The 22439-nt window shown below is 31.3% G+C and carries 19 protein-coding genes; 8 read left to right on the top strand and 11 right to left on the bottom strand.

What is annotated here, in order from left to right; genetic code table 11:
* The first annotated feature begins 68 nt into the window (after positions 1–68).
* A complete protein-coding gene (gene pepT, locus MHM83_RS10215; protein WP_073184133.1) occupies positions 69–1307 on the top strand; it encodes a peptidase T in 1239 nt (412 codons plus the stop codon).
* Positions 1308–1588: 281 nt separating this feature from the next.
* A complete protein-coding gene (gene lysA, locus MHM83_RS10210; protein WP_047788886.1) occupies positions 1589–2794 on the top strand; it encodes a diaminopimelate decarboxylase in 1206 nt (401 codons plus the stop codon).
* Positions 2795–3039: 245 nt separating this feature from the next.
* On the opposite strand, the gene MHM83_RS10205 is transcribed toward lysA, so the two are convergent.
* The 4 genes from MHM83_RS10205 to rpsF all read right to left on the bottom strand — a co-directional run bounded on the left by MHM83_RS10205 (position 3040) and on the right by rpsF (position 7447).
* Positions 3040–6237: a TonB-dependent receptor gene (locus MHM83_RS10205; protein WP_239179607.1), complete on the bottom strand. Its 3198-nt coding sequence runs from the start codon at positions 6235–6237 to the stop codon at positions 3040–3042.
* 106 nt (positions 6238–6343) lie between these two features.
* Entirely contained in the window at positions 6344–6790 is a 447-nt protein-coding gene (rplI, locus tag MHM83_RS10200) for a 50S ribosomal protein L9 (RefSeq protein WP_047788887.1), read from the bottom strand.
* Positions 6791–6805: 15 nt separating this feature from the next.
* A complete protein-coding gene (gene rpsR, locus MHM83_RS10195; RefSeq protein ID WP_028892048.1) occupies positions 6806–7102 on the bottom strand; it encodes a 30S ribosomal protein S18 in 297 nt (98 codons plus the stop codon).
* A gap of 3 nt (positions 7103–7105) precedes the next feature.
* The gene (rpsF, locus tag MHM83_RS10190; RefSeq protein ID WP_047788888.1) at positions 7106–7447 is read right to left on the bottom strand and encodes a 30S ribosomal protein S6; all 342 of its coding nucleotides are present in this window, start codon (positions 7445–7447) and stop codon (positions 7106–7108) included.
* A 122-nt stretch (positions 7448–7569) separates the two neighbouring features.
* On the opposite strand from rpsF, the gene MHM83_RS10185 reads away from it, so the two are divergent.
* Positions 7570–8466, top strand: a complete 897-nt coding sequence (locus MHM83_RS10185; protein ID WP_173360873.1) for a sterol desaturase family protein — start codon at positions 7570–7572, stop codon at positions 8464–8466.
* 24 nt (positions 8467–8490) lie between these two features.
* On the opposite strand, the gene MHM83_RS10180 is transcribed toward MHM83_RS10185, so the two are convergent.
* The 3 genes from MHM83_RS10180 to MHM83_RS10170 form a co-directional block, all read right to left on the bottom strand.
* Positions 8491–9552 carry a hypothetical protein gene (locus MHM83_RS10180; RefSeq protein WP_172644839.1) on the bottom strand — a complete coding sequence of 354 codons (1062 nt, stop codon included), beginning with the start codon at positions 9550–9552 and terminating at the stop codon, positions 8491–8493.
* Between the two features lie 66 nt (positions 9553–9618).
* A complete protein-coding gene (locus MHM83_RS10175; protein WP_173360875.1) occupies positions 9619–10398 on the bottom strand; it encodes a hypothetical protein in 780 nt (259 codons plus the stop codon).
* Positions 10385–10945 (bottom strand): RNA polymerase sigma factor, encoded by a 561-nt coding sequence (locus tag MHM83_RS10170; RefSeq protein WP_047788904.1) that lies wholly within the window; start codon positions 10943–10945, stop codon positions 10385–10387. The genes MHM83_RS10175 and MHM83_RS10170 overlap by 14 nt, the downstream gene beginning before the upstream one ends.
* Before the next feature lie 507 nt (positions 10946–11452).
* Between MHM83_RS10170 and MHM83_RS10165 the strand changes: the two genes are divergently transcribed.
* From MHM83_RS10165 to MHM83_RS10150, 4 genes are all read left to right on the top strand, one after another.
* The gene (locus MHM83_RS10165; protein ID WP_239179605.1) at positions 11453–13669 is read left to right on the top strand and encodes a RelA/SpoT family protein; all 2217 of its coding nucleotides are present in this window, start codon (positions 11453–11455) and stop codon (positions 13667–13669) included.
* Positions 13670–13743: 74 nt separating this feature from the next.
* Complete coding sequence (locus tag MHM83_RS10160; RefSeq protein ID WP_125067666.1) at positions 13744–14193, top strand: Fur family transcriptional regulator; 450 nt, start codon at positions 13744–13746, stop codon at positions 14191–14193.
* A 23-nt stretch (positions 14194–14216) separates the two neighbouring features.
* The gene (locus MHM83_RS10155) at positions 14217–15488 is read left to right on the top strand and encodes an adenylosuccinate synthase (protein ID WP_125067667.1); all 1272 of its coding nucleotides are present in this window, start codon (positions 14217–14219) and stop codon (positions 15486–15488) included.
* A gap of 33 nt (positions 15489–15521) precedes the next feature.
* Entirely contained in the window at positions 15522–16055 is a 534-nt protein-coding gene (locus MHM83_RS10150) for a DUF1572 family protein (RefSeq protein WP_047788908.1), read from the top strand.
* A 57-nt stretch (positions 16056–16112) separates the two neighbouring features.
* Here the strand turns inward: MHM83_RS10150 and MHM83_RS10145 are convergent, their stop codons facing one another.
* The 4 genes from MHM83_RS10145 to MHM83_RS10130 form a co-directional block, all read right to left on the bottom strand.
* A complete protein-coding gene (locus MHM83_RS10145; RefSeq protein WP_239179603.1) occupies positions 16113–16832 on the bottom strand; it encodes an SCO family protein in 720 nt (239 codons plus the stop codon).
* Positions 16829–17605, bottom strand: coding sequence for a formylglycine-generating enzyme family protein (locus tag MHM83_RS10140; RefSeq protein WP_239179601.1), 777 nt, complete (start codon positions 17603–17605; stop codon positions 16829–16831). Before MHM83_RS10140 ends, MHM83_RS10145 begins: the two co-directional genes overlap by 4 nt.
* 29 nt (positions 17606–17634) lie before the next feature.
* The gene (nirK, locus tag MHM83_RS10135; protein ID WP_125345082.1) at positions 17635–19089 is read right to left on the bottom strand and encodes a copper-containing nitrite reductase; all 1455 of its coding nucleotides are present in this window, start codon (positions 19087–19089) and stop codon (positions 17635–17637) included.
* A gap of 139 nt (positions 19090–19228) precedes the next feature.
* On the bottom strand, positions 19229–20659 hold the full coding sequence (locus MHM83_RS10130) for a pyridoxal phosphate-dependent decarboxylase family protein (protein WP_239179599.1): 1431 nt from the start codon (positions 20657–20659) through the stop codon (positions 19229–19231).
* A gap of 138 nt (positions 20660–20797) precedes the next feature.
* Between MHM83_RS10130 and MHM83_RS10125 the strand changes: the two genes are divergently transcribed.
* Positions 20798–22438 carry an OstA-like protein gene (locus MHM83_RS10125; RefSeq protein ID WP_073184167.1) on the top strand — a complete coding sequence of 547 codons (1641 nt, stop codon included), beginning with the start codon at positions 20798–20800 and terminating at the stop codon, positions 22436–22438.
* Position 22439 lies beyond the last annotated feature (1 nt).

Genomic DNA, 22439 nt, shown 5'->3' with positions numbered 1-22439 from the left:
ATTTCATCCTATTTCAATTGACAAAATACATTTGAAATGGCTATTTTTGATGCTTTAAAAATACTACGATGAACAAACAACATATAATCGACCGATTTGTAAAGTATGTAACTATTGATACTGAAAGTGATCCTAATAACCCAGCATTTCCTAGTACTGAAAAACAATGGAATTTAGCTAAAGTTCTTGAAAAAGAACTAAAGGAAATAGGAATGGCAGATGTTGAATTAGATGAGAATTGTTATTTAATGGCAACTTTACCTAGTAATTTAGATTATGAAGTACCTACTATTGGGTTTGTTGCTCATATTGATACAAGTCCAGATTTTACTGGAGCTAATGTAAAACCTCAAATTCATGAGAATTACGACGGAAAAGATATCTTATTAAACAAAGAAGAGAATATCGTTTTATCTCCTGATTATTTTGAAGATTTATTACAATATAAAGGTCAAACTATTATTACTACTGACGGTACTACATTATTAGGTGCTGATGATAAAGCTGGGGTTACTGAAATTGTTTCTGCAATGGAATACTTAATTCAACACCCAGAAATTAAACATGGTAAAATTCGTATTTGCTTTACTCCTGATGAAGAGGTTGGTAAAGGTGCTCATATGTTTGATGTTGAGAAATTTGGAGCTGAGTGGGCTTACACCATGGATGGAAGTCAAATTGGTGAGTTAGAATACGAAAACTTTAATGCTGCTAGCGCTACAGTTACTATTCAAGGTAAAATTGTACATCCTGGGTATGCAAAAGGTAAAATGATTAACTCAATGCTTATTGCTAGTGAATTTATCAATGCATTGCCTGAAGATGAAGTTCCTGAAAAAACAACAGGTTATGAAGGTTTCTTCCACCTACATCATATGGAAGGTAAAGTTGAGCAAACAACATTGAGCTATATTATTAGAGATCATGATATGGATCAATTCAACAACCGTAAAAAAGCAATGCTTGATTTAGCTGAAGTTTTAAACGCTAAGCGTGGACAAAAATTAGTTTCTGTTGAAATTAAAGATCAATATTTTAACATGAAAGAAAAAGTTACTCCTGTAATGCACATTGTTGATATTGCTGAAGAGGTGATGAAAGATATGGGAATTACTCCATTAATTAAGCCTATTCGTGGTGGTACTGATGGTTCTCAATTATCATATAAAGGATTACCATGTCCTAACATTTTTGCTGGCGGACATAACTTCCATGGACGTTATGAATATGTTCCTGCTGAAAGTATAGTAAAAGCTAGTGAAGTAATTGTTGGAATTGCACAAAAAGTTGCGGTAAAATTTAAGTAATCTTATACTATCTTTTATAAAATCAAAAACTCTAGCAAAAGCTAGAGTTTTTTTATGATATTTTTACCCCTTAAAAAATATCATTCTGTTTGAAATAAATCCCCTTAATTTTATTTCATGGCAAATATGATTCTTTTTAAAAGATTATATTATAGGAAAATACCCTTTTGCCTAGACGTAAAACCCCTAATTTCACAAAAAAACACAAATTTGTGAATTTCTTTCATTTTATTTTTTGTAATCATTCACCTCTATACTTTTGCCTGTAAATATTAAAGTAAATGAATAGACAAGACCTTTTAAAGCTAGCTGACAAATATCAGTCACCTTTGTATGTTTACGACACTGAAAAAATTATATCTCAGTATAAAAAAATAACATCTGCTTTTTCTAAAGTTAAAAATGTAAAAATTAATTACGCTGTTAAAGCATTATCAAACATTAATATTTTAAAGGTTTTTAATAAGCTTAACAGTGGTTTGGATACGGTTTCTATTCAAGAGGTAAAACTTGGTTTATTAGCAGGTTTTGAGCCTCATGAAATTATATATACACCTAACGGAGTTTCTTTACAGGAAATAGAAGAAGTTGCTAAATTAGGTGTTCAAATTAATATTGATAACTTATCAATATTAGAATTATTTGGGCAAAAGCATCCTAAAATCCCGGTTTGTATTCGTATCAATCCGCATGTAATGGCTGGTGGTAATAGCAAAATATCAGTAGGACATATTGATTCTAAGTTTGGAATTTCAATTCATCAAGTACCTCATATAAAAAGAGTTGTTGAAAATACTGGAATGCACATTAATGGAATACATATGCATACTGGTTCTGATATTTTAGATATTGATACTTTTTTAAGAGCTACCGAAATTTTATTTGATACGGCAAAACAATTTAAAGATATTGATTTTATTGATTTTGGTAGTGGATTTAAGGTTCCTTACAAAAAAGACGATATTTCAACTGATATAAATGAACTAGGTAAAAAGCTATCTAACCGATTTAATGAATTTTGTAAAAACTACGGAAAGGAAGTTACCTTAATGTTTGAGCCTGGAAAGTTTTTAGTTAGTGAAGCTGGATATTTTTTAGCAAAAGTAAATGTTATTAAACAAACAACTTCAACTGTTTTTGCAGGTATTGATAGTGGTTTAAATCACTTAATTCGTCCTATGTTTTACAACTCTTATCACTATATAGAAAACTTATCTAATCCTAAAGGAAGAGAGCGTTTTTATAGTATTGTTGGATATATTTGTGAAAATGACACCTTTGGATCTAATAGAAGAATCAATGAAATATCTGAAGACGATATATTATGTTTCCATAATGCAGGTGCTTATTGTTTCTCTATGGCTTCTAATTATAATTCAAGATTTAGACCTGCAGAAGTTATGATTTACAAAGGAAAAGATTATTTGATTAGGAAGCGGGAAACTATGGAAGATATTATTAAAAATCAAGAAAACATTACATTATAAATAAACACTTAAAAACTCTGGTCTTAATAAGGCCAGAGTTTTTTTAAAATATAATCAACCCCTCAAAGACTATATTTTAAAACGTTGTAATTAAAGTCCCCTATCTTTATTTACATCTACAAATATCACTTATTTATTTCAAATTTTTCACAGGAAAAGCACCCTTTATTACAAATAATTTTAACTAAAAAACAAATACCACTCAAAAAATGAGTGGTATTATTATTTTTTTATGTTATTTTTTATTAAAATATATAACGTAAACCTATTTGCATTTGCCAACGAGAAAGTAAACTAGAATCGAATCCAAATGTCTGTTCCTGATTGGTACTAAATGTATAAGTAGGTTCTTTAGAATAATCTGGCACATAATTAGATGGATTGGTGTTAGCTGGATTTACATCAGGAAACCTTACACCTAAAGGTTGTACGTTATTTGGTTGTTGCACTACTCCCCAGTCAGAATTTAGTAAATTTCCTACATTTAAGATATCAAGACTTAATTGTATTGTATTTTGTTTTTCTTCAGAAACGTTAAAATTAAAATCTTGTAATATTTTTAAATCCCATTTGCCTCTCCATGGTGCTAAAGCTCCATAACGCTCTACATACTGCCCTCTTCTTTCATTTAAATAATCATCTTGTTGTATATAACTTTCAAAGGCTGTTGCATGAGCTGGATCACTAAATTGCATTTGATTAAGCTCTGAACTAGTCGGAACATATAATAAATCATTTACAGCAGACCCATCATTATTAATGTCTCCTCCATAAGTATAATTAAACCTTCCTCCTTGGGCATACTCAAAAAATGTAGAAATAGTAGTAGCAAACTTATCTCCTCCATAAGTAAACTTCTTAGACGCTACACCAATAATTCTATGTGTATCTCCATATTTAGAATATGATAAAACATCATTATTAGCATTTCCTACCACTGGATTAAAAGCAAAAGCATCTCCAGTAATTTCTGCCTCAATAGAGTTTACATCTTTAGCATTTAAGTAATTATATGCAACACTTGTATATAATCCGTTATCAAAAGTTTTTTGAAGCTTTAAAGAAGCATTCCATACACGACCTTTGTCAGAATTGGTAAACACATAAGCATTATTTCCTTTATCATTTCCGTTGTATATTTCTCTATTATCAAATGGTGTATTTAAAGTAGCAGTAGGCTCTCTTAGCCCCCAGTTTTGTACATGGGCACCATTAATATCTTTTGTATAAGAAATATCTGTAGTAGCTATAATTCCATTTTCAAATTTCCAGTCTAAACCTAAGTTTGTTCTCCATACTTGAGGAAACTTAAAATCTGGATCAACCAATTGGAAGAAACCATCATCAGCTCCACTTACTTGGTTTCCAATCCATACAAAAGGTAAACGTCCAGTAAAAACCCCTGAACCTCCACGAAGTTGCATTGTATTATTTCCTTTTACATCCCAGTTAAAACCTACTCTTGGTGAAATTAACCATTGGTTTGTAGGCATTTTAGTTGAAAGTAACTGTTGTTCTTCTCCTGTATTTGGGTTGTAGTACAGTACTGAGTTATCTCTGGTTGCTCCATTATCAGTATCTATAAACTTCTGAATTAAACTGGATGTATTGAAATACAGCGGCTTATCAAAACGAACTCCATAAGTTAACTTAAAATTGTCATTCATTTCCCACTCATCTTGGACATAAAAAGCCAGCTGACCTACATTTAACTCAGATAGTTTCCAACCACCATCATTACCATCTCCATTAGCATTAAATGAATTGTAAGCATTTTGAGTAGCTGCTAAATACTGCTCCACTACTCCACCTGGTTGTGCTGCTGATAAAAAAGTTGCTACATCTGGGTATGGGTTAAATAATCCGTAATAAGGGAAAATTCCAAAATTGAAAGATTCATAATTTGTTAAATTAAATGAGTTTTCAAACTCAAATTGTTCAAATGAAAAACCAACGGTATACGTATGATCTCCCTTATAAAAGTTCATATTATTTGTTAACTGAAAAACTCGTTGATCTAGCTTGTTATTGATAGAAAACGGTTCATGACCTGCTATAATATAATTACTACCATTACCATCTTGTATGGTAATTACCGGTGCTGGTGCAGATAACGGATTTCTAAAATCATCAAAATGTGTATAACCTATTTGTAACTTGTTAGTAGTTGTTTCTGATAAATTAGAGTTTAATTCTAACTGAAATGAATTTAAGTTATTATTAATTTCATACCCAGAATTTTCAAACTGTAATGTAGAAAAACTTGGTCCTCTAATACCTAGAGCTGTTGGATGTGCTGGTGTTTCTTTGGAAGCTCTTAAGAAATTATAAATTAACGCTAATCTATTTTTATCATTAATATTCCAATCTAATTTAAAAATTCCTTTAGTAGATTCCGAACCATAAGTGAACCCCTCATAAGCTCCTGTATCATACCCTAAGGCTGCTAAAGCATCACGAACAGCTATCATATCCGATTCTAGTACTCTTGATTCATTAACAGCTCCACTACCTGTGTTTGGTATCCAACCTGCTGTTCCTAAATCTTCTCTATCATCTTTTTCAAAATTTGCAAAAAAGAATAATTTATCCTTAATAATTGGACCTCCTAAGCTTGCTCCGTATTGGCTTTGACTTAACTTAGGTTTTACAACTTCTTGACCTTTAATTTTGCCTCCAGTCATGTCTTGGTTTCGATAAAACCCATAAACTGTACCTGTAAATTCGTTTGTACCACTTTTGGTTACGGCATCAACCGAAGCTCCTGTAAACCCAGACAAAGTTACATCGTATGGTGCAGTAGAAACCGAAATTTGTTCAATTGCATCTAACGAAATTGGCTGCGAACCTGTTTGACCTCCTGGTGTTGGTGAATCTAAACCAAAAGGGTTATTGAAAATAGATCCGTCTAAAGAAAAATTGTTGAACTGGTCATTTCTCCCTCCAAAAGAGTTTCCACTTGCAGTTGGTTCTAAACGAGTAAAATCTGCAGCGGAACGTGAAATGGTTGGTAAGGTTTTTAGCTGAACAGCACTTACACTAGTTTGTGCTCCTGTTCTGTCATTATTAAAAACTTTACTTCTGGTTGTTGATATAACTACTTCTTCTAATTGTTCACCATCCTCAGACAAAACACCATCAATATTGGTTGTCTTTCCTAAAGTTAAGTAGATATTGGTTACTTCTTGTGATTGAAACCCAATATAACTAAATGTTACTTTATAAGGTCCTCCTACTCTTAAGTTAGGTATGGTATATCTTCCGTTGTCTTGAGCTACGGCTCCAGATATGGTACCTGTTGGCTCGTGTAAAACAACAATATTAGCACCAAACAAAGGTTCACCCTGGTTGTCTGTTACAGTTCCTTTTATTTTTGATGTGGTTACCTGGGAATAGATGGATAAACTCAAAAAAACAAAAGAAAAAATTATTAATTTCTTCATAATAGTTCTGATTTTGTTTATGTTATAACCCAAATTTAAGCATAAAAAAAATCCGCTCGACAGAGCGGATTTATACTTTATTAACATGTATTTAACAATTTAGTTACTATTCAGCAACTACTTCAAATACGATGTCAGCTACAACAGTTCTGTGTAAACGTACAGCAGCGTTGTATTTTCCTAATCTTTTTACGTTACCTCCAGTAACTTTGATAAATTTCTTATCTACTTCAGTACCAGCTTTAGCTAAAGCTGCAGCAACATCGATGTTGTTTACCGAACCAAATAATTTATCTCCCGAACCTACTTTAGAAGCTATTTTGATTTCATAACCTTTAATAGTTTCTGCTACTTTATTAGCATCTTCTATTAATTTAGCCTCTTTAAAAGCACGTTGCTTTAAGTTTTCTGCTAATACTTTTTTAGCTGAAGAAGTAGCTAAAATTGCATATCCTTGAGGTATTAGGTAGTTACGTCCGTAACCATTCTTAACGGTTACAACATCGTCTTTAAAACCTAAGTTTTCTACGTCTTGTTTTAATATCAATTCCATGTTTCTACTTCTTTATTATTTTAACATATCTCCAACGTAAGGCATTAAAGCTAAGTGACGAGCTCTTTTAATAGCTTGAGCCACTTTACGTTGATATTTTAATGATGTTCCTGTTAAACGTCTTGGTAAGATTTTACCTTGCTCGTTTACTAAATACATTAAGAAGTCTGCATCTTTGTAATCGATGTACTTGATACCGTTTTTCTTGAAACGACAGTATTTAGCTTCTTTTTTAGTTTCAATATCAAGCGGAGTTAAATAACGTACTTCCCCTTGCTTATTTCCTTTTGCTTGTTGTTCTATAGATGCCATTTCTTACTTTTTTGCAGATTTAACACGGTTTCTTCTCTTTTCAGCCCAAGCTGCAGCATGCTTGTCTAACTTTACAGTTAAATAACGCATAACGCTATCGTCACGTCTAAACTCTAATTCAAACGGAGCAATTGCTTCACCTGCTACCTTGTACTCAAATAAGTGGTAAAATCCACTTTTTTTCTTTTCGATTGGATACGCTAATTTTTTTAAGCCCCAATCTTCTTTAGAAATCATTTCTGCACCTTTAGAAAGTAAATAGTCCTCAAACTTCTTTACTGTTTCCTTTATCTGAGTTTCAGATAAAACGGGATTCAAAATGAAAACAGTTTCGTAATGATTCATAATTAAATTGTTTAAAATTTATTTTAAGCCTGCAAATATACTGCTTTTTAAGCCATAAACAAATTTTACTACTTAAATAATTTAATGATTTTGTGTAAGTTTGTAACTAAACACTCTTTTTTATGCAAACCCCTGAAATACCTAATCTAGTCCATTACGCTATTCCTTTTTTTGTTTTAACAGTTTTTATAGAGGTAATATTAACTGTTAAAGTAAAATTAGAAGACTATGAATTTAAAGACGCAGCTACATCTATTACTATGGGATTAGGTAATGTTTTTATAGGGCTGTTTACAAAAGGGTTAATATTCGGAGTTTTTTTATTTCTATATCAATATCGCCTGTTTACTATTCCTTTTACTTGGTGGGCCTGGTTGATTTTGTTATTTGCTGAAGATTTTGCCTATTACTGGAATCATAGGATTGCACACGAAAGTAGATTATTTTGGGCTAGCCATGTGGTGCATCATTCTTCTACAAAATACAATTTAAGTACTGCTTTACGTCAAACTTGGTCAGGAAGCTTTTATACGTTTATATTTTGGGCACCGTTAGCAATTATAGGTTTTCATCCACTAATGATCGTGACCCAAATGAGTATTAGTTTGTTATATCAATACTGGATTCATACCGAACTTATTAACAAAATGCCTAAGTGGTTTGAAGCTGTTTTTAACACTCCAAGTCATCATAGAGTTCATCATGCAACCAACCCTCAATATCTAGATAGAAACCATGCTGGGATTTTTATTATTTGGGATAAGCTTTTTGGCACTTTTGAACCTGAAGTTGAAAAACCAGTATATGGTTTGGTTAGCAATATAAACACTTACAATCCTATTAAAGTAGCTTTTATTGAATGGTATAATATGTTTACCGATGTTTTTACTAGTAAAACTACATTTGGTAAAAGGTTTCTATATCTTTTTAAACCTCCTGGTTGGAAACATGATGGTACTGGAAAACTTTCAATGGATTTACGTAAAGAATGGGAAGAAAATAAAAAAAGAGAAGTTTAAACTTCTCCTTTTTTATTAATCAAATTAATTAATATCAAATCGAAGACCTAATGAGATATTCCTAGTGTCAGTATTTTTAAATAGTGGATTTAAGTCATATTTAGCATATAATCCAATTCCTTGGTAAGCAACATAAGCACTTAACCCATAGTTATATTTATTCATATTAAAATTATTCTTCTGAACTTCTTCAACTGTAACTCCTTGTGCATTTTTATACTCTAAATATTGACGAGTTCCTAGTTTAAAACCCAAGAAACCACCTACTCCTATCTGAAAGCTTTGATGTGTTCTATCTACAATTTCTCCATCAGAATATTTTTTGTTTTTTGAAAAATCAAACTCTAAGTGCATTGGAAATGTCATTTGTACATGTCGTAACCTACTTTCTGAAAGTTGCTCTGGATGAATACTTAAGTTTGTTTCATTTCCATTTACAATATGATATTGATTGCTTTTAGCTCTTAAATTATTCCATAGAAAAGAGAAACCATATTTAAAATATGCTTTTGAAGGTTCTTTTGACAAACGTGTTTTCCAAGTAAACCCTAACTCGTAAAAATGTGATTGCCAAAATTTATAGTCTGAATCGTCTAAAGAACTTAACTTGTTATTTGTTAATGCATTATTTACACCTAAGGCAAAAACAAACTGTGTTGTAGTTCTTTTTTTTCTTCTTTTCTTTTCTTTTTCTATGTCTTCTTTAGAAAAATCTAATTTAAACTTAGTTCCTGCTATACTAAAAGTACTTTCGGTTGAATTTTCTTCACTACTAAATATTTTACCATCAATTTTGTCTTGGACAAGTTGTTGTAGTTTTTGTTCTTCAAAACTAACTTTTTTCTCTATTTGAGCTGCGTGATAAGCCGCTGCTTCTTTTTTTAATGCTGTTGCTTCATCAAACGATATTGTATTCTTTTCTAATTTTGTGTTAATCTCTTTTACTCTCATCTTTAAAGAGTCTTTTTGCTGCTTAGTAATACTATCAATGCTCATTGATATTTTCTTTACTTCTTTTTCAAATACTTTTTCTTGAGATTGGGCAATAGTCGTTACAAACAACACTAATAATAGTATTCTTTTCATTTCTGTAATTTTAAATTAAACTGATAATAATTTTGAATGGTTAATTATCGATAATTAATAAGCGCTTTATTTATTTCTATCAACAATCGCTACCGCAATGTCGGATATTCTTGATTTTAGTTTTTGCATAAAGTCTCCCTTAAACTCTTCATCATCAATCGTTCTTTCAACTTCTGCTAAAATGATGCTAGGATCTATTTTTAAGTTTGATTCTTTTAATTCATCTTCAATAGCTTTTAACACATCTTCTCTTTTCAACTTATGCTTTGCATAATATTCTTTAACTTCATTTGGAGTATGTGTTACTGAAAATAATAAATCATCACTATTTACTTTAACTCTTGAATTAAATTCTTTCTTTTTTGTTACTATTGGTTTATCCATCTTTGCTACTACCTCCTCTTCTCTTGGTAATTCTTGATTTTGGATGTTTTTAAAGACTTTTTCTTCTTCTCTTAAGGTAGAACTCCTAATTACTGTAATCTTTTTCTTCTTTCTTATCTGTTTCTCTTGCTTCTTTTCTTCTAACTCCACCACAGCTTCATCTGTGTTCTTAATAAATTTCTCTATACCTTTATTATTAATTTTTAGTGTATCTATTGAAGTATTAACTATAACTTCTTCTATTAGCGTTTTTGAATCTGAACCTGTAAAGTAGAGAGCTACAAAGCTTATTAATAAAGCTAAACCAGCTGCATAACCTATATATAAAAACCAGTTTCTTTTCTTTGTTGCCTCCTGATTATCTAAACGAGTCTCTAACCTTTCCCATGCTGAGTTGGATGGCTTAAGCTCTCTGTTCTTTAGCTTTTCTGCTATATGTTTATCAATATTATTGCTTGACATTTCTTACTTGATTAATTTTCTCGTAACTAGCTTGTAAATATTTACGAGCTTTAAATAATTGTGACTTAGAGGTACTTTCAGAAATTTGTAATTTTTCTGCTATTTCTGAATGCTTATATCCTTCAATAGCATATAAGTTAAAAACTAACTTATACCCTTCAGGTAACTCATCTATTAACTTTTGTATATCTTCTGCCGATGTGTTTTCAAGGCTTTCCGTTGCAGCATCATTAAAAACAAAGTCTTCATCTGATACTTGAACTGGATTCTTTTTTCGTAAATAACTAATACTAGTATTTACCATAATTCTACGAATCCAACCTTCAAAACTTCCCTCTCCTTTAAATTTTTCAATATTTGTAAAAACTTTAAAAAAACCTTGTAGCATTAAATCTTCCGCATGATGTAAATCTTTAACATACTGTCTACAAACTCCTAACATTTTTGGAGAATACTGCTCAAATATTTGTTGTTGAGCTTCTCTGCTTTGTTTTTTTGCTTGTTTTATAAGCGAAGCTTCTTTGTTATGTAATGAAATAATTTTCAAATCAATAGTTACTTTTTTGTAGCCTTACAAATATAAAGACTACCTGATTTGAAAAAAGGTTGCCCGAAGAATAAAAAAACCTCCGAACTTTATTAACCGGAGGTCAAATATCATCTTATAATGATATTTCGGGGGGACTTGTTATGTAGTTACTTAATTTTAAATAAAGTATAAAGTTATGTTATAAATCTATATGTTTTTACAGGAAAAACCCTAAATATTTTTAGGCTATGTCAGTCTATTATATGTTAACATCTGCTCCGCCTCTTTCCAGATTATTATCATAAGGGTTTGAAAAAGAAAGCTATTAGAAAAACCATCAGACACCTCTATGACTACTTGGTTAGTCGTTATTTTTTTAACCAGTGAATTATCACTATTTCTTTCGTTTTTATAATTTATATAAAAGTAACGAGCTTATATAAAACATTTGTATATAAAACTTGCTCAATATAATTCTTTATATTATTTTTATTTTAATCCAGTTAAGTAAAAGAGTTTTATTGTATGAGTTATAATGTGACGATAGAAGAAGAAAATAAAGAAATAGCCAGTAGATATAAAAATTTGTTAAAAGGTACATATCAAACATTATCAGAAGACGATAAAAAACTGATACGCAAAGCTTTTGATATTGCTGTAGAAGCACATTCTGAACAACGTAGAAAATCAGGAGAACCTTATATTTATCACCCTATAGCTGTAGCAAAAATAGTTGCAGATGAAATTGGTTTAGGTGCAACATCTATTGCTGCTGCTCTACTACATGATGTTGTTGAGGACACGCATTATACTTTGGATGATATGGAGCGCTTATTTGGAGAAAACATTGCTCGTATTGTAAGCGGATTAACTAAAATATCAAACTTAAAACAAGAGCAAGACTACTCTATCCAAGCAGAGAATTTTAGAAAAATGTTACTCACATTACATGATGACGTTAGGGTAATACTTATTAAAATTGCTGATAGGTTACATAATATGCAAACTATGGATTCTATGCCGCCTCATAAACAGGTAAAGATAGCCTCTGAAACCTTATATATTTATGCTCCTCTTGCACATCGTTTAGGACTTTATAATATTAAAACTGAACTTGAAGATCTTGGCTTAAAATACACAGAACCTGATGTGTATAGAGATATTGCCAATAAAATAAAAGAAAGCAAAGAAGATCAACAGAGATATATTGATAGCTTTACTAGTGTTTTAAAAGAAGCATTAAACAAAGAAGGATTTGCTTATGAAATAAAAGGACGTTTTAAATCTATTTTTTCTATCCGTAGAAAAATGCGTAAACAAAACGTAACTTTTGATGAAGTGTACGACAAGTTTGCTATTCGTATTATATACAAACCCACTTCTGACGATGAAAAGTTTGATGCTTGGAAAATATACTCAATCGTTACAGACTTTTTTAAACCAAACCCTGCCAGATTAAGAGATTGGATTTCTCAGCCAAAATCAACTGGATACGAAGCATTGCATATAACTGTAATTGGTCCTCAAGCTAAATGGGTAGAAGTTCAAATCCGTTCTGAAAGAATGGATGAAATAGCCGAAAAAGGTTATGCAGCTCACTTTAAATATAAACAAGGGTCTGTTAAAGAAAATGGTTTAGAAGGATGGTTAAATCGTTTAAAAGAAAGTTTAGAAAATCAAAGTTTAGATGCTGTAGATTTTGTTGAAGATTTTAAACTGAACCTTTATGCTAAAGAGATTTATGTATTTACTCCTAAAGGAGATTTAAAATCACTTCCAAAAGGAGCTTCAGCATTAGATTTTGCCTTTTCTGTACACACCGATGTTGGATTAAAATGTCGTGGAGCTAAAGTAAATGGAAAATTAGTTCCGTTAAGTCACGAATTAAAAAGTGGAGACCAAGTAGAAGTACTTACCGCTTCTAATAATAAGCCCAATGTACGTTGGTTAGATTTTGTTATTACTGCAAGAGCACGAGCTAAAATTAAATCAGCTTTAAAGGCAGAAGAAAAGAAAATAGCAGAAGAAGGAAAAGCTATTTTACAACGAAAACTACGTCATTTAAAAATCAACTCTAGTGAAAAGGTTATTCACGAATTAGCAAGTTATTTTGGACTAAAAACTAGTTTCGATTTATTCTATCGAGTTGGTAATGGAGCCATAGACAACACACAACTTAAAGACTTTGTTGCTCAGAGAAGTAATCGTTTCATGGGCTTCATTAAAAGTACATTTAGACGTTCTCCTTCAAAAGAAATATCCGAAAAAGAAGAAGTTACCAACCAATACGATGCTTTAGTTTTTGGTAAAGAAGAACAAACACTAGATTATACTTTAGCTAAATGCTGCTCTCCTATTCCTGGTGATAAAGTTTTTGGTTTTGTAACTATTAATGAAGGTATAAAAGTGCATAAGAACGATTGCCCGAATGCTATTTCGTTACAATCAAACTATGCTTATAGAATTATGCCTGCAAAATGGATTGATTCTACAAAGCAAGAATTTACAGCCATTTTACACCTTTCGGGAATTGATAATAAAGGAATAGTAAATAATATTACTAAGATAATTTCCAATAGTATGGATGTATTTATACATAGTATTAATATATCTGGAGATAACGGTGTATTTGAAGGAAAACTATCGTTAAGTGTAAAAAATAAGACACAGCTCAATAAATTAATTAATAACATGAAACAAGTAGAAGGCGTTCAAAAAGTTGAACGTGTGAATACTTTGTAAATTTCGTTTTTAACATCCTTGTATTTTATCAAGAAATAAACGTAAATTTGTCCTTTCGTAAAATTTAAAAATAAATGAGTAATTCAGCCGAAAATCAAGAAATTGTAAAAAAAGTATTCACTTCTTTTTTAGAAGAGAACAAGCATCGTAAAACACCAGAACGTTACGCTATTTTACAAGAGATTTATGATGCTGATGAGCATTTTGATATCGAATCTTTATACATTAAAATGAAAAACAAAAACTATCGTGTTAGTAGAGCTACTCTTTATAATACGATGGATTTATTGTTAGACTGTGGTTTGGTTCGTAAACACCAGTTTGAAGGTCAATCAATGGCGCGATACGAAAAAAGTTACTTCGATAAAAATCACGACCATGTAATACTTACTGATAGTGGTGAAGTAAAAGAGTTTTGCGATCCAAGAATTCAAATTATCAAAAAAACTATTGAAGATGTTTTTGATATAGACATTCACAACCATTCACTTTATTTCTACGGAACAAAAAGAAACAACAAATAAAAACACACTTAACAACACACTAAATGGCAGTAGATTTATTACTCGGACTACAATGGGGAGACGAAGGAAAAGGTAAGATTGTAGACGTTTTAACAAAAAACTACGATATAATCGCGCGTTTTCAAGGAGGTCCAAATGCTGGTCACACACTAATTTTTGACGGAAACAAACATGTATTACATACCATTCCTTCAGGAATTTTTCATAAAACAGCTTTAAACGTAGTAGGTAACGGAGTGGTTATTGACCCTGTTATCTTTAAAAAAGAATTAGAAAACTTAGATAAGCATAATATTGATTATACATCTAAATTATTAATTTCTCGTAAAGCACATTTAATTTTACCTACTCACCGATTATTAGACGCAGCTTCTGAAACTTCAAAAGGAAAAGCAAAAATCGGTTCTACTTTAAAAGGGATTGGACCTACTTATATGGACAAAACTGGTAGAAACGGAATGCGTGTTGGTGATTTAGAATTAGATAACTGGAAAGAGAAATATAGAGCTTTAACTGAAAAGCATTTAAGTATGTTAGCATACTTTGATGTTCAAATCGATTACGATTTAGACGAGTTAGAAGCTGAATTTTCTAGAGGAATTGAAAAATTAAAAACATTACAGTTTATTGATTCTGAAGAGTTTTTAAACAATGCTATTAAAGAAGGTAAAACTATTTTAGCTGAAGGAGCTCAAGGGTCATTATTAGATATTGATTTTGGAACATATCCTTTCGTAACCTCTTCAAACACCACTGCTGCTGGTGCTTGTACTGGTTTAGGAGTTGCTCCTAATAGAATTGGTGAGGTTTTCGGTATTTTTAAAGCATACACTACTCGTGTAGGCTCTGGACCTTTCCCTACTGAATTATTTGATGAAGATGGAGCTACTATGGCGAAAGTTGGTCATGAATTTGGAGCTACAACTGGACGTGCTCGTCGTTGTGGATGGTTAGATTTAGTTGCTTTAAAATATGCTGTTGATGTAAACGGTGTTACGCAATTAATGATGATGAAAGGTGATGTATTATCTGGTTTTGACACTTTAAAAGTTTGTACTTCTTACAACTATAAAGGAGAAGAAATTTCTCACTTACCTTATAATATTGAACCTGAAAATGTAAGTGTTAACTATACAGAATTCAAAGGTTGGGAAGATGATTTAACAAAAATGACTTCTGCTGATGAATTACCTCAAAACTTATTAGACTACATTGCGTTTATTGAAAAAGAAACGGGTGTACCTGTAAAAATAGTTTCAGTAGGACCTGATAGGAAACAAACAATTAATAGATAAAAATTTAGAGGAGCTCAATTGAGCTCCTTTTTTATGATGGTAAAAGAGTACTTAGAGAATATCACTACCCAGTTTAAATCGTATAAAGAAGTTGCTGATAAAACGATTGCTCAATTAGAAGAAAAAGACTTACACTGGAAATACAATGAAGAAAGTAACAGTATAGCTGCTATTATTGTTCATGTATCTGAAAATATGTTGTCGCGTTGGACGGATTTTTTTACTTCTGATGGAGAAAAAGAATGGAGAGATAGAGATGCTGAGTTTGAAACTCATGATTTATCAAAAAAAGAATTGATTGCTCAATGGGAAAAGGGTTGGAACTGTCTTTTTGCTGCTTTAGATTCATTAAATGAGGAAAACTTCAATCAACCTATTCTTATCAGGAATAAACAAGTTAAGTTAATTGAAAGTATTACGAGGCAAATAGCTCATTTTCCATATCACATTGGTCAGATAGCTTATGTAGGTAAAATGATTTTAAATGATAAATGGCAAACAGCTTCTATTGCCAAAGGAAAATCTAAAGAGTTTATACAAGCTCAGTTTGAAAAAAACAACTCATAAAAAAACGTCTTTTAAATTTTTAAAAGACGTTTTTAATAGGAAACATGTTTATGGCAACTAATTTTTTACTGTTTCCAAAATACTCGCTATAGTTTCTTTATTATCTACACCTAAACCTTCTTGTTGGTGCACTAACTCCCCTTCCGGATTAAATACACTTATGATATTTGAGTGTGAAAAATCTAATGGAGAAATTTGTTTGTATTTCACAGCTAGTACATTGGCAAACTCTCTAACAGATTCTTTGGTACCTTGTAAAAAAGTCCAATGCTCATCATCCATAAAGTTTTCTTTCGCAAAAGCTTTTAATCGTTCAGGAGTATCATTTTTAGGGTCAATACTAATTAAAACGTATTGTAAGTCTTCGTTATATTCTTTAGGTATTTTAGCCTCAATATTACGCATATCAGCAACCAATCTGGGGCAAGCAGCTTTACACGTAGTATAAATCATAACCATTACCAAAGTTTTTCCTCTTAAATCTTCTAAATGAATAGTTTTATTCTCTTCGGTTTTCCATTCTGATGCTAAATTGAATATAGAACTTTCAGAAATATCAGTAGCCAAAGCTAACTCTTTAGCCTCTTTTTTATTTTTCTGTGTTAAATCCATTTTACAAACAGGACAACTTCCTTCTTCTGTATATATTTTATCTCCCTCACAAAGCATAGGACATTCATATACTATTGCCGAACTCGTATTGTTTTTCTCTTTTTTACAAGAACTTAATAAAGTAATTGAGAAAAGAAGTATCGTTATATATTTTACTACTTTCATTGTGCTATATTTTTATCTTTTACACATCTAAAACCTAAGTTTCTCATTGTGTATTTAGCTTTTAAACTTCCACGGGTAGCATACCGCATAAAAGCTGCATAATTCATTAAATCTGTTGATCCTACTGCTGCACTACCACAAAACAAATTACTATCATTATCAACATCTTTTCTAGATTCTCCTGATACTAATACTGAATTAAAATCAGAGGTCCATTCCCAAACCAATCCGTGCATATCATACACTCCCCAATAGTTTTTAAATGTTGACCCTATAACATTATTAAATGTTCTTGGTTTTTCATACCATCCTAAAATGTATTCATTATACGTTTTTAAAGTTCTTGCATCTGATAGTTTTTGATTTGCCATTCCCACATATTCCCATTCATCTACAGTAGGTAATCGTTTTCCTTGCTTTTCACAGTAACATTTTGCTGCAAACCATGAAACATTGGTTACAGGTGATTTTAAGTTAACCTTCTCCCCTATTTCTGTATCATTTTTCCAATTAATCAGGTAACTTTTATCTGCAAAAAGTTTAATTACTTTTGATTTTCTCCACTTTGGGTTTTCTTTTACAAACTGTAAAAAATCTTCATTAGTTACAGGATATACATCCATTAAAAAATCTTGAATCGTTACTCTTGCTGAATCTCTTCCGTACAAAGGAATATAACTACCACCTTTAATAGGAACCATTTTAGATTGACAATTCATATGGGAAATGCCTAAGAAAAATATACAAATTGTCAATCTTAAAATAGTTTTCATTTCTTATAATTTAGAGTTTAACTACAATTTTAGTGAGTACTTTTTACTTCCATTACAGTATTTACACTAACGTTGGTTTTATTATTGCCCCAAGAATTGTAAACATAGGTTAGTACATCTGCTACTTCTTGATCGTTCAACGCTTGCTTGGTCATTACACTATTATATTTTTGACCGTTAACTGTAATTTCTCCTGTTTTACCATGTAAAATAATATCTATAGCTCTCTTTACATCAGCATTTAAATAATCTGATTTAGCTAAAGGAGGAAATGCATTTGGAATTCCTTCACCATTAGCTTGGTGACAAGCAAAACACGTTTTCGTATAAATCTGTTTACCGTCTGCTATTTTTTGTGCTAATGATTTTTCTTGCTTAGAAGCTACTGCTTTATCTTCTTTACCATTAGGCATTTCTTGAATAGTACCTCCTTCTGGGTTATAAATACCTTCTTGTTTTACTCCTGAATAAATCTTTTTGCTTTCTTCTCCCTTTACCTTTAACATTCCTAAAGCACCTTTGTTAAACGCTCTAAAAATAGCATGATCTACTAAAATAAAAGTACCTGGAACATCTACCTTAAAATCCACTATCGCAGCTCCTCCTGCCGGAATAGAAGTTGTTTGTACATCTTTATTAATCACAGAACCGCCTTCAACATGAACATTGTCAAAAATTTCACCAATAACATGGAAAGATGATGTTAAGTTAGGACCTCCGTTACCTACAAATAAACGTACTGTTTCGCCAACATTAGCGGTAATTGCATTATCTCCTGTTAAAGCTCCTACACTTCCGTTAAACACTACATAATCTGCATCTTCGTCTACTGCTTTTCTCATATCAAAAGGTTGTAAACCAGGTTCTCCGTTTTCTCCTTTTGTATAGAAATCTCCTTGCATAATGTAGTATTCCTTATCTACTTTTGGTAAACCTCCTTCAGGCTCTACTAAAATTAGTCCATACATTCCGTTCGCAATATGCATTCCTACAGGTGCAGTAGCACAATGATACACATATAATCCAGGGTTTAATGTTTTAAATGAGAATGTTTTTTCATGACCAGGCGCTACAAATGATGAAGTTGCTCCCCCACCTGGACCTGTTACTGCATGTAAATCAATATTATGAGGTAATCTATTATCTGGGTGATTAGATAAGGTAAATTCTACTTCATCTCCTACTCTAGTTCTTATAAAGCTACCTGGAACAGAACCACCAAACGTCCAGTACACATATTCTACACCATCTGTCATAGTTCCTTCTTTTTCAAGAATTTCCATATTTACCAGTAACTTCTTAGCTGATCTATTACCAACAGGTGCTGGAACATGAGGCGGAGCTGTTAATTCTGCTTCTATCGTTCCTTTAACTGCTATATCTGAAGCACTTTTCATTGCAATACTTTCAGATTTTTCATTTTTACAACTTGCCATTAAAAACATAGCTGCTAAAACCATTGAAATTGTTTTCACTTGTTTCATCTCTTCTATTGATGTAGTTATTAATAATCTTATAAAAGACTTTTTTATCTTTTATACAAACAAAGCTACTAAGAGAAAAGCTTTTGAAATATGATTTTTATCATAAAAACAAAAAAAGGAGCTCTAAGCTCCTTTTAATCTATTTTTCTTTTAAAATTTCTTTACCAAATTGATGACACAACTCCAAGGTTTCTTTCACATCATCCATAGTTGTTTTTGGGTTTATCAGACACATTCTAAGCACTACTTGCTTATTTAATATTGTAGTTACTAAAAACGCTTCTCTTGATTCCATTATCTTTTGAGAAATTTTCTGATTTAATTCATCAATTTCTTTTTCTGATAAGTTTAATCCAATAGGATTATATCTAAAATTAATTACTGCCAACGTAGCTGGTGAAATAATTTCCCAATTTCTACTTTTTCGTAACATTTTTTCTACGTCATCAGCTAATTGGATGTTGTAAGTAACTGCTTCTTTAAAAGCATCTAGTCCATATGTTTTAATAGACATATAAAATTTTAAAGCTCTAAAACGTCTTGTTAACTGAATTCCGTAATCGTAAAAGTTAATCTCAGATTCATTTCCTTCAATATCGCGTAAATATTCTGGTTTTTCACTAAAAGTACCACTTAACCAAGAAGCATCTTTTACTAATAAGCAACCAATTTCATAAGGTTGGTAAAACCACTTATGCGGATCTACAGTAAGAGAGTCAGCTCTTTCAATTCCTCGTAAAGCTTTTACTCCTTTTTCAGCTAAAATAGCGGCTCCACCATAAGCTCCATCAATATGGAACCATAAATCTTCCTCTTCACAAATGTCAGCTATTTCATTTAAAGGATCTACAGTACCTGTGTTGGTGGTTCCCGCAGAAGCGATGTAACAAAATGGTTGCAACCCTTCTAGTCGGTCTTTTGCTATAGCATTTTTTAATTTGTTAATACTAATTCTAAACTCTAAATCTGTTGGTAAAATTCGAATTTGTTCCTTTTTAAACCCTAAAACACGAATTGCTTTAATATTTGAAGAGTGTGCCTGATCAGACAAATAAATCACCGCTTTAGAAAAATCATCTCCACATTTCAAACGTCTCGCGGTAACCAAAGCTGTTAAGTTTGCCATAGAACCACCACTGGTAAAAATTCCTCCTCCTTTTTCAACAGGGAAATTATACATTTGTAGTAACCAGTTCATTGTTACAATTTCTAACTCAGCTGCTGCTGGAGAAACCATCCATCCACCAGAAAAAATATTGAATCCAGTAGCTAAACTATCAGCCATAGTACTAATAAAGTTACTAGGTCCAGGTACAAATGAATATGCTTTAGGGTGAGAAATAACTGTACTGTTTGGTATTACATTATCCATTACAAAATCTAGTACCTTTTCAGCAGACATTCCTTCGTTTGGTGCTTCTTGTAAGAAAATACTATCCATTTCTTTTCTAGAAGCACTAGCAACAGGCTTTTTTTGCTCTAAAGTAGCCCAATGTTCTGCAATTATATCTACAATTTTATATCCGTAAGACTTCATCTCTTCTTTTGATAAATCAAAATGAGCGCTCATATCTTTATAATTTTTTAATTTGCTACAAAATTAACCATTTACCAAATGACAACCTTTTATTTATCTTGATAATTTTATTTCTTTATTAAGATTTTGGCATATTCTTTTCATTATTTTTGTGCATTAAATCGTATTATTTTGAAAAAACTATTTCTACTAACTTTTATATTATTTTCTGTTGTAAGTTTTTCTCAAACAAAAAAAATCAAAATCCTTTCTACCGAACTAAGTACTGCCGATGAAAGCAAGTACCCTGGAGCTACTATACTTATAGGAAAAGTTAAAATGTCACACGAAGGTGCTACTTTAGATTGTAAAAGAGCTCTACTTTACAAAGACAAAAACTTATTTAAGGCCATTGGTGAAGTAATTATTGAACAAGGAGATAGTATTATTCAATACAGTGATTTTGCTACTTATAATGGAAATACAAAAAAGGCAAAATCTTGGGGGAACGTAGAAATTAATGATAAAGAAATGACGCTAAAAACTGATACGCTTCATTTTGACAGAATCAACCAAGTATTATACTACCCAAATGGAGGAACTATCCGTGATACAAAAAACACTCTAAAAAGTGTAAAAGGAACTTATCTATTAAGAGAAAAAAAGTTTACTGCTAAAACAAAAGTAACAGTTGTAAACCCTGAAAATCATTTAGAGTCTAACCATTTAGATTATTATACTAATACTAACTTAGCTTATTTATACGGGCCAAGTACCATTACTAATTTAAAAGATAGCACTAAAGTATATTCTGAAAGAGGTTTTTACGATACGAATACCGATGTTTCATACTTTGTAAAACGTGCAAAATTATTTTTAAAAGAACGAACCGTTTCTGCCGATAGTTTGTACTATGATAAACGTAACGGTTTTGCTTCTGCAACCAACAATATAAAAGTAGTTGATACCGTTCAAAATATGGTAGCAAAAGGAAATTATGCTGAATTATACGAACTCAAAGATTCTTTATTTATAATTGATAGAGCTGTTGCTATTTCTGTATTTGAAAAAGACTCTATGCATGTTGCGGGCGATAAAATTTTACTTACTGGTAAACCAGAAAAACGTATTGCTAGAATTTTTAACAATGTAAAAATATTCAAGTCCGATTTACAAGGAAAATGTGACTCTATTCACAGTAGTCAAGAAACGGGATTAACCAGAATGTTTAAAAATCCCATATTATGGTCTAATAAAAGTCAAATTACAGGAGACAGCATTCAGTTAGTATCTAATAAAGAAACAAATAAACTTGACTCTTTAAAAGTATTACAAAATGGTTTTATGATTCAACAAGACTCCGTTCATACAGAAAACTTTAATCAAATTAAAGGAAGAAATATTTATGGTAAGTTTGAAAAAGGAGAATTAAGAACAATGTTAGTTAAGGGTAATGCAGAATCTTTATACTACAGTAACAACGAAAAAACACAAGAATTAGAAACAATTACCAAAGAAATAGCAAGTGATATTGAGTTTATTTTAGAAGATGGAGAAATAATACAAACTAAATACTTTAAAAAATCTGAAGGAAAAACTTTTCCTCCTTCTGAATTCCCTTCTGACGAAAAAAAATTCAAAGGCTTTTTATGGCGAGGAGATGAACAACCCTTAACTGTGGAAGATATTTTTATAAAAGACGCTACTTCTACTGTTCCTTCAAAAAGAAAAAAACAACCTGATGTTGTAAAAGAAGCTAAGGAAATGTTTATCGAAGAAACTTCAAAAAATAAGAAAGAACAAAAAAAGCTTAATCTTAAAAAAATAAAATAAT

The organism is Tenacibaculum sp. Mcav3-52 (genome assembly GCF_022347665.1).
Lineage (GTDB): Bacteria > Bacteroidota > Bacteroidia > Flavobacteriales > Flavobacteriaceae > Polaribacter > Polaribacter mesophilus.
The sequence above is the reverse complement of the archived record's forward strand: the minus strand, read 5'-3'. Positions and strand labels throughout refer to the sequence as shown.